The following is a 7,234-nucleotide window of genomic DNA, read 5'->3' as shown; positions in this document are numbered from 1 at the left end:
TTTCATTTCTACTGAATTACTTCCTTCAGCTCTCTGAGAAGGGCTTTGCGGCCTTTAAATCGTTCGTCTGCCCAGAGGCGTTCATAGGCTTCTTGCTTATCTTGTGGTAACTTTCTTCTATAAGTATTCAACAATTCATGAAGGGCGTAGTAATCATCCAGCCACAATCCTCCTTCTGGTAGGCGATGGCTAATTTCCCCTACTTCTTCATAGGCCATTCGGTCTAGGCGACGTTTTTGACTCTCTTGTTTTCTGACGCTATCTAGGATTCGATTGCGGAATTTTGTTTTGAAGTAGACATAGAGTTTCTTTTCTTCTTCTACTACTAGTTCTGGATGGGCCTCGAGGAGTTCATAGAGACAGATCAGTCCTTCTTGATCCCAATCCTCTTTTTCCCACAGGTGAAGATAGTAATCTTTTCTACATTTATGGACAATTCCTTTTACTTTCTCATAATACTTTTCAAGCATTTGCTTTCCCCCTTTCTCTGCTTGTAGTATAGCAGAGAAAGGGGGAAAGAAGGGCTTTGATTTCTGTCTTGTGTTTTTTTGAGTCTGTAATGTTATTGATTATAAGTTTGTAATTCACGTAAAGGTGACTAGTTTTTCATAATCTAATTTTCTGACAAAAAAAGCCCACTGTTGTAGGCTTTCTGTAAGATATTTCTTAAAATTAAAGCATTTTGTTGTAGAATTCAACGACAAGGGCTTCGTTGATTTCTGGGTTGATTTCATCACGTTCTGGCAAGCGAGTCAATGAACCTTCCAATTTTTCAGCGTCGAATGATACGAATGCTGGACGTCCAAGAGTAGCTTCTACTGCTTCAAGGATTGCTGGAACTTTCAATGATTTTTCACGAACTGAGATCACTTGACCTGGAGTTACGCGGTATGATGGGATATCAACGCGTTTTCCGTCAACAAGGATATGACCGTGGTTTACGAATTGACGAGCTTGACGACGAGTAGTCGCAAGACCAAGACGGTAAACAACGTTATCCAAACGACGTTCCAAAAGGAGCATGAAGTTGAAACCAAGGATTCCTTCTTTAATCTTAGTAGCTTGTACGAACAAGTTACGGAATTGTTTTTCACCTACACCGTAAGTGAAGCGAAGTTTTTGTTTTTCAGCCAATTGCAAACCGTATTCTGACAATTTAGAACGGTTGTTTGGTCCGTGTTGTCCTGGTACGTAGTTACGACGTGCCAATTCTTTACCTGTACCTGTAAGTGAAAGGCCAAGGCGACGAGCTTGTTTCCAAGATGGTCCTGTATAACGTGACATGTGTATGTCCTCCTGATATAAATAATATTTCGGTGGAAATAGTCACTTAGAAAGCCCTGATTCGTGCAGATGCCCTTCGCCTAAACAGCCAAGGTTACTTATCAGAAGACATCTGTTGACGAGCTTCATGCTTTCCTGCTGATATTTCACACAATGGATATTGTACCACGAATGGTTAGATTTGTAAAGGGGGTTTAAGCTTTATTTTCACTGCCAGAGAGATGGAGAACGAGAGTAAAGGTGCTTCCGAGGCCGTACTGGCTGCTGACTGTGATTTCTCCACCCAATTGATGGGCCAATTCACGCGCAATCGCAAGCCCTAAGCCATGACCACCTGTTTTCATGTTACGCGAAGTCTCTACACGATAAAGGCGTTTGAAAATATTCTCTAAATCCTCTGGGGCAATCCCCTGTCCCTCATCGGTCACACTGATTGAAAGCTGGTTATTTCCCAGCTTAGCCACCACTTCCAGCTTGGTTTCTGGAGCTGAGTATTTAAAAGCGTTATTGACCAGATTCACCAAGATACGAGAAAGTTTGGCATAATCTCCTTCAATCCGGGCAGACTCTGGGATTACCTGCAAATGAACATCTCGTTCCTCCTGCTCAATCAAGAACTGAAATTCACTCATGCACTCAATCAAGAGCTGGTCCAGAAAAATACTGTCTTTGCTGGTCGTTTCGACCTGATTTCTAGCTGTGTTTAGGGTCAAAAAATTCAACTCCTCAACCAGTTTATTGAGTCTTTCAGTCTGGCGTCCAATGGTTGCTAGATAATGGTCCTGTTCTCCTTCTTTGATAACCCCATCCAAAATCCCTTCTACCGTCGCTTGGATCGAAGTGATGGGGGTCTTGATATCATGCGATAGCTGGGCAATCATCAAGCCCTTTTCTCGCTCGCTTTCTTCCAAGGAATCAAAGGTCGCCTGCAAATCATGGGACATTTCATTGAAGGCTTGGCCTAATTGCTGAAATTCTACAGGCCCTTGAACCTCCAGATTTGATGGAAAGTCCTTGTCCGCTACCCGCTTGGCATGTTCCTTAAGTTTAGCCAATGATGTAAAGACTGGCGACAGAAGAAAGAGACTAATCCCAGCACCAACAAAACTAGCCACGAAAGTCATACCCACTAGGAAATAAATCTCTCTTTCTTCAATTAGCATTCGCTGGATGGCCCAAAAAACCACGATAATCGTTAGGAGTGTTGAAATGATATACCCCACTAAAATATAACTTTTTAATTTCATTGATTACCTCGTGCTTTCTCAATTTTGTAGCCCAAACCCCAGACAGTTTTTATAGTAGGCGTTTCTGCGCTAGCATGTTTAGCCAACTCCTGTCGAAGAGCATGAATATGAACATTCAAGGTATTAGTATCATCCACATAGGCCTCTTGCCAGACCTTTTCATAGAGGTCTGTCTTAGAAAAAACGCGCTCTGGATTGCTAGCTAGAAGCCATAGAAGTTCGAAGGATTTGACTGTCAAATCAAGCGCCACATCTCCGACTTGGACCTCATGACTACCGTGATTCATCCGTAAATCCCCGAGACTGACGACTTCTGTCTCACCTCCACGATGAAGGCGACGCAAGATATTGTGGACACGCAAAACCAGTTCACGAGGGCTAAAGGGCTTGGCAATAAAGTCATCTGCCCCTAAGCTCAGGCCATAAATCTTGTCCTGCTCGCTAGTCTTAGCCGTGATAAAGAGAAAAGGCTGATCTGGAGATTGATACTGAACCTCACTAATCAAATCATAACCATCCATCCGAGGCATCATGATATCTGTAATAATCAAATCAATTGGTTTTCTCTTGAAGATTTCTAAGGCCTCTACTCCATCATGGGCCACCAAAACCTGATATCCTGCCTGAACCAGATAACGTTGATGAATATCTGTGATTTCTACCTCGTCGTCAACGAGTAAAATTGTCTTTCCCATCTGTCTCTCCTTTGAAAAAAACAGTGCTATACCACAATAGTATAACACTATTTTAATCTCTTTACGAACATTCTAAACGATATCTAGATTTTTCATATCCTAGATAGAAAGTCTGTAGCTAGACTAGTCATTTTCTTCTTTTTTAGCTTTCAAACCGAGTCCACCTAGCAGGCCGGCCAAAGCTAATCCAAAGAATCCAAGAGTAGCCATTGATGTTTGGGCTTCACCAGTATATGGAAGCATGTCTTTTTGGTCTTTCATTTGATTAGCCATCATTGAACTTGATACCTTGTTATTAGATGCCATTTTGCTTGAGGCTGCTGAAGCTTGATCTTGTTTCATGCTTGGCGTTGCCATAGGCTGGCTAGCATTCATGGTTTTGTCCTGCTCTTTTTTAGGCATCATCTTATCCTGGCTAGCAGCTGGCATTTGAGATTTCATCGGATTGAGAGACTTATACCCATTCAAATTAACAGTCAAATCCTTAGTCGCTACAAGGTTGCTCAAGTCTGCCTTGCCGTCCTTCGCACCATAAACCTTGATAGTTGCCTTGTAGCTGTGAGTTCCATTTTGTTTCAAGAGATCAAGTAAGTCTTTATCAGATTTACCTTGAGTTCCTGCCAAATCTACTTCATAGAAGTAAAGACCTTTGCCCAATTTCTCTACTGGTGGGAGAGCTGGATTTTTAGCCGAACCATTGTCTGACCATGGAGCCTTGTCTGAGGCTTTCAAGATAAGGCGTGTCAACATACCGTCACCGGCGAAGAATTCATATGGAATGACTTGGTTAACACCGGCTGTGAATGGACCTGGGAAATTAGCTTTGTCCAAGTATGTAGCTGGAACATCTACTGTGTCTTTGGTATTGTCAGCCACGCCCTTTTGCACTTCAGCTGGAGTAGTCAAGCCATTCAAGTTCACTGTCAATTCTTTAGTTGCTACGAGGTTGCTCAAATCAGCTTTGCCATCTTTGGCACCGTACACCTTGATGGTTGCCTTGTAGCTTTTCGTACCATTTTGTTTCAAAAGGTCAAGCAGCTCTTTATCTGATTTACCTTGAGTACCTGCCAAGTCCACTTCGTAGAAGTAAAGACCTTTGCCCAATTTCTCTACTGGTGGGAGAGCTGGATTTTTAGCTGAACCGTTGTCTGACCATGGGGCCTTGTCTGAGGCTTTCAAGATAAGGCGAGTCAACATACCGTCACCAGCGAAGAATTCATATGGGATAACTTGGTTAACACCGGCTGTGAATGGACCTGGGAAGTTGGCTTTATCCAAGTAAGTAGCTGGAACATCCACTATGTCTTTGGTGTTGTCTGCCACGCCGTTTTGTACTTCAGCTGGGGTGATTGCTGGTTGCGCTTCACTTGCTTCATGGTCTTGTCCAGCAACTGTAGCTGCAGGACTTTCCACAGGTTTAACTGCATCTTCTATTTGGTTCTTAGAGTCAGCTTGGGATTGCACTTCTTCTTTTGGTGCTACTACTGGCTCTTTAGCAGTTTCGTCCGCTTTTTCTGGAGAGCTTGTAGTATCCAAGCTTGCTTTAAGTGTTGATTCTGCCTGTTCTGAAGGAAAAGCTACATCAACTGCTTTCTTGAGAACCTCTGCTGGTAAGTCGCTCTTTTCACTCACCGAAGTAGCATCTGTCCCAACTTGAGCAGGGGTCGGATTGACCACATCGGCACGTACAGAACTTGGTTGACCAACTAGGATAAAGAAGCCACTGGCCACAACAACTGAGGCAACACCGACACTGAGACGGCGAATAGACCAACGAGTATAGCTTTGATTTGGATTGAATTTCATAGGATTCTCCTTAGAGTTTTCTTTTTTTGATAGCTCTAGTATAATCTCCTAAAATTAAAAAGGATTAAGAAAAAGTTAAAATTTTTCTTAAATCCCTCTTATAAATTACTTATATTAGTTATCTATTCACTAATTTCAGCGAGTTTGTCTAAATGCTGATTATTAACTACTCCCATGATGTAGGTATTGGCTTGTAAGATATCGTCTGGTCCAAACTGGACATCTAGTGGCGAGTTTTCTTGATCTCGAAATCCTAGGACATTTAGCTTGTATCTTCCACGGAGATCTAGTTGATTTAAGCTTTGACCCACCCAGACTTGAGGAATTTCCATCTCAACAATGGAAACATTTTTATCTAACTGGAAAACATCAACACTATTATGGAAGAGAATCGTTTGAGCAAGTGACTGTCCCATCTCATATTCTGGTGAAATAACAAAATCTGCACCGATTTTTTCTAAAACCTTCTTTGCTGTATGGCTTTTAACCTTGGCAATAACTGTTGGAACACCTAGACTCTTACAGTGCATGACTGCAAGAACACTTGACTCTAGGCTTTCCCCTGTCGCAACCACTACAGTATCGCAAGTATCAATACCTGCTGAGCGCAGGAGTTCTTCATCGGTAATATCTCCTACAACACCGCTCGTTAATACTGGTTCAAATTGATTGATACGTTCTTCGTGATTATCAATGGCGATAATGTTCATATCTAGCTTTGAGAGCCCTTCTAGAACACTTGAACCAAACACACCTAGACCTAAAATTCCTATTGTACGTTCTGACATGATTTTCCTTTCTTATCCAATGGTAATATCTGCTTTCATATAATGCATCATATCTTTTTTGCTTGGTTGATAATCTGCTAGACTGACCAGCAAGGTCAATGGCCCGATACGTCCGATAAACATAAGCAACATGATGACGCTTAGAGCTAGCTGACCTAGATTCGGTGTTAGATTGGCTGTAACACCAACTGTCGCAAGGGCTGAAATAGTCTCAAACATGAGATGAATAAAGGGCGGATTGCCACTAGTTGTTAATCCAAGTAAGACTAAACCTAATAAAAATGTTAACAAAAAGATGATAAAGACACTAAAAGATTTTTGGACAGTTCGTGGATCGATGGTTCGTTTGGCAATATTTACATGGGGTAGACCAAGTAGCTCCGTTCTAGCGAAGAGGATTAAGACTAGGAAGGTTGTAATTTTCAAACCACCCGCCGTTCCTCCAGGAGCTCCACCTAAAAACATCTGAAGGATATAAATAAGTAGGGTAACAGGACGTGCTTGTGTAAAATCAATAGAAGCAAATCCTGCCGTCCGCATGCTAACGGTTTGGAAAAAGCTGACTAGAACTTTTTCTGGGAAACTGAGATTGCCAATTGTTCCAGTATTACCCCACTCTGTCAGTAGGGTAGTCACCGTTCCAAAAAGGAGAATTCCCACTGTCAGCATCAATACCAACTTCGTATGAAAGCGAAGTCTTCGCTTTCTTTTACTACCTACTTGTGTCGCTAGGTCAAACCAGACCATGAAACCAAGACCGCCTGTGATAATCAAAGCAGAAATTACAAGATTTACCAGTGGATCTGTTTGGTAGGCTACTAAACTGGTCGTTCCAAAATTATCAAAACCAGCATTACAAAAAGCGGAAATGGCTAGAAAAGCAGAGGTAAAAAGACCTCGCCCCCAACCAAACTCAGGAACAAAACGAAAACTAAGGAGCAGGGCTCCCACAGCTTCTACCAAAAAGGTGGTTAGAAAAATCGATTGGATGAAGCTTTTCAAAGATCGAGTTTCGCCATAATTAAAACTTTCCTGGATTGTTTCTCGGTTTCTAAGACTCAATTTTTGCTTACTCTGAATATAGAAAACTCCGATAAAGGTCATGAGACCTAAACCACCAATCTGAATTAAGAACATGCAGATTAGCTGACCCCAGATATTATAAGTGGACGCTACAGGTTGGGTAAAGAGCCCCGTCACACAGACCATAGACACGGTAGTGAAAAGGTGGTCAAAATAAGTTGCTCTGGAAGTTGCTACCTGTACAACGGGTAGGCTCAAAAGTAGGGAACCTAGTAAAATGACTAGGGCAAAACTCAAAAAAATTCGACGAGCAGGTGACATCTGAGCCAGACTCTGCTCTATTTTTTCTCTTAATGATTTGAATAACATAGCTACATTGTACCACAAAACA

The 7,234-nt window shown here is 42.0% G+C and carries 7 protein-coding genes; all 7 read right to left on the bottom strand.

The annotated features are described in order from the left end of the window. Positions 1-8 precede the first annotated feature (8 nt). Complete coding sequence (locus QEZ38_RS05860) at positions 9-470, bottom strand: sigma-70 family RNA polymerase sigma factor (protein WP_281335309.1); 462 nt, start codon at positions 468-470, stop codon at positions 9-11. Between the two features lie 202 nt (positions 471-672). Then, a complete protein-coding gene (rpsD, locus tag QEZ38_RS05855) occupies positions 673-1,284 on the bottom strand; it encodes a 30S ribosomal protein S4 (RefSeq protein WP_008810013.1) in 612 nt (203 codons plus the stop codon). 194 nt (positions 1,285-1,478) lie between these two features. Further along, positions 1,479-2,531, bottom strand: a complete 1,053-nt coding sequence (locus tag QEZ38_RS05850) for a sensor histidine kinase (RefSeq protein WP_075232390.1) — start codon at positions 2,529-2,531, stop codon at positions 1,479-1,481. Further along, entirely contained in the window at positions 2,528-3,226 is a 699-nt protein-coding gene (locus QEZ38_RS05845) for a response regulator transcription factor (protein ID WP_075232389.1), read from the bottom strand. Before QEZ38_RS05845 ends, QEZ38_RS05850 begins: the two co-directional genes overlap by 4 nt. A gap of 123 nt (positions 3,227-3,349) precedes the next feature. Then, positions 3,350-5,032 (bottom strand): SSURE domain-containing protein, encoded by a 1,683-nt coding sequence (locus tag QEZ38_RS05840; protein WP_281335308.1) that lies wholly within the window; start codon positions 5,030-5,032, stop codon positions 3,350-3,352. Positions 5,033-5,154: 122 nt separating this feature from the next. Beyond that, positions 5,155-5,820 (bottom strand): potassium channel family protein, encoded by a 666-nt coding sequence (locus QEZ38_RS05835; RefSeq protein WP_075230255.1) that lies wholly within the window; start codon positions 5,818-5,820, stop codon positions 5,155-5,157. 12 nt (positions 5,821-5,832) lie between these two features. Continuing rightward, positions 5,833-7,212, bottom strand: coding sequence for a TrkH family potassium uptake protein (locus QEZ38_RS05830; protein ID WP_075230256.1), 1,380 nt, complete (start codon positions 7,210-7,212; stop codon positions 5,833-5,835). Positions 7,213-7,234: the final 22 nt, after the last annotated feature.

Origin of the sequence: Streptococcus taonis (genome assembly GCF_029948085.1) — a bacterium.
Taxonomy (GTDB): domain Bacteria; phylum Bacillota; class Bacilli; order Lactobacillales; family Streptococcaceae; genus Streptococcus; species Streptococcus taonis.
The sequence above is the reverse complement of the archived record's forward strand: the minus strand, read 5'-3'. Positions and strand labels throughout refer to the sequence as shown.

Coding starts and splice junctions, on each gene's coding strand:
- QEZ38_RS05860 (WP_281335309.1), bottom strand. CDS start 470: ATGCTTGAAAAGTATTATGAGAAAGTAAAAGGAATTGTCCATAAATGT.
- rpsD (WP_008810013.1), bottom strand. CDS start 1,284: ATGTCACGTTATACAGGACCATCTTGGAAACAAGCTCGTCGCCTTGGC.
- QEZ38_RS05850 (WP_075232390.1), bottom strand. CDS start 2,531: ATGAAATTAAAAAGTTATATTTTAGTGGGGTATATCATTTCAACACTC.
- QEZ38_RS05845 (WP_075232389.1), bottom strand. CDS start 3,226: ATGGGAAAGACAATTTTACTCGTTGACGACGAGGTAGAAATCACAGAT.
- QEZ38_RS05840 (WP_281335308.1), bottom strand. CDS start 5,032: ATGAAATTCAATCCAAATCAAAGCTATACTCGTTGGTCTATTCGCCGT.
- QEZ38_RS05835 (WP_075230255.1), bottom strand. CDS start 5,820: ATGTCAGAACGTACAATAGGAATTTTAGGTCTAGGTGTGTTTGGTTCA.
- QEZ38_RS05830 (WP_075230256.1), bottom strand. CDS start 7,212: ATGTTATTCAAATCATTAAGAGAAAAAATAGAGCAGAGTCTGGCTCAG.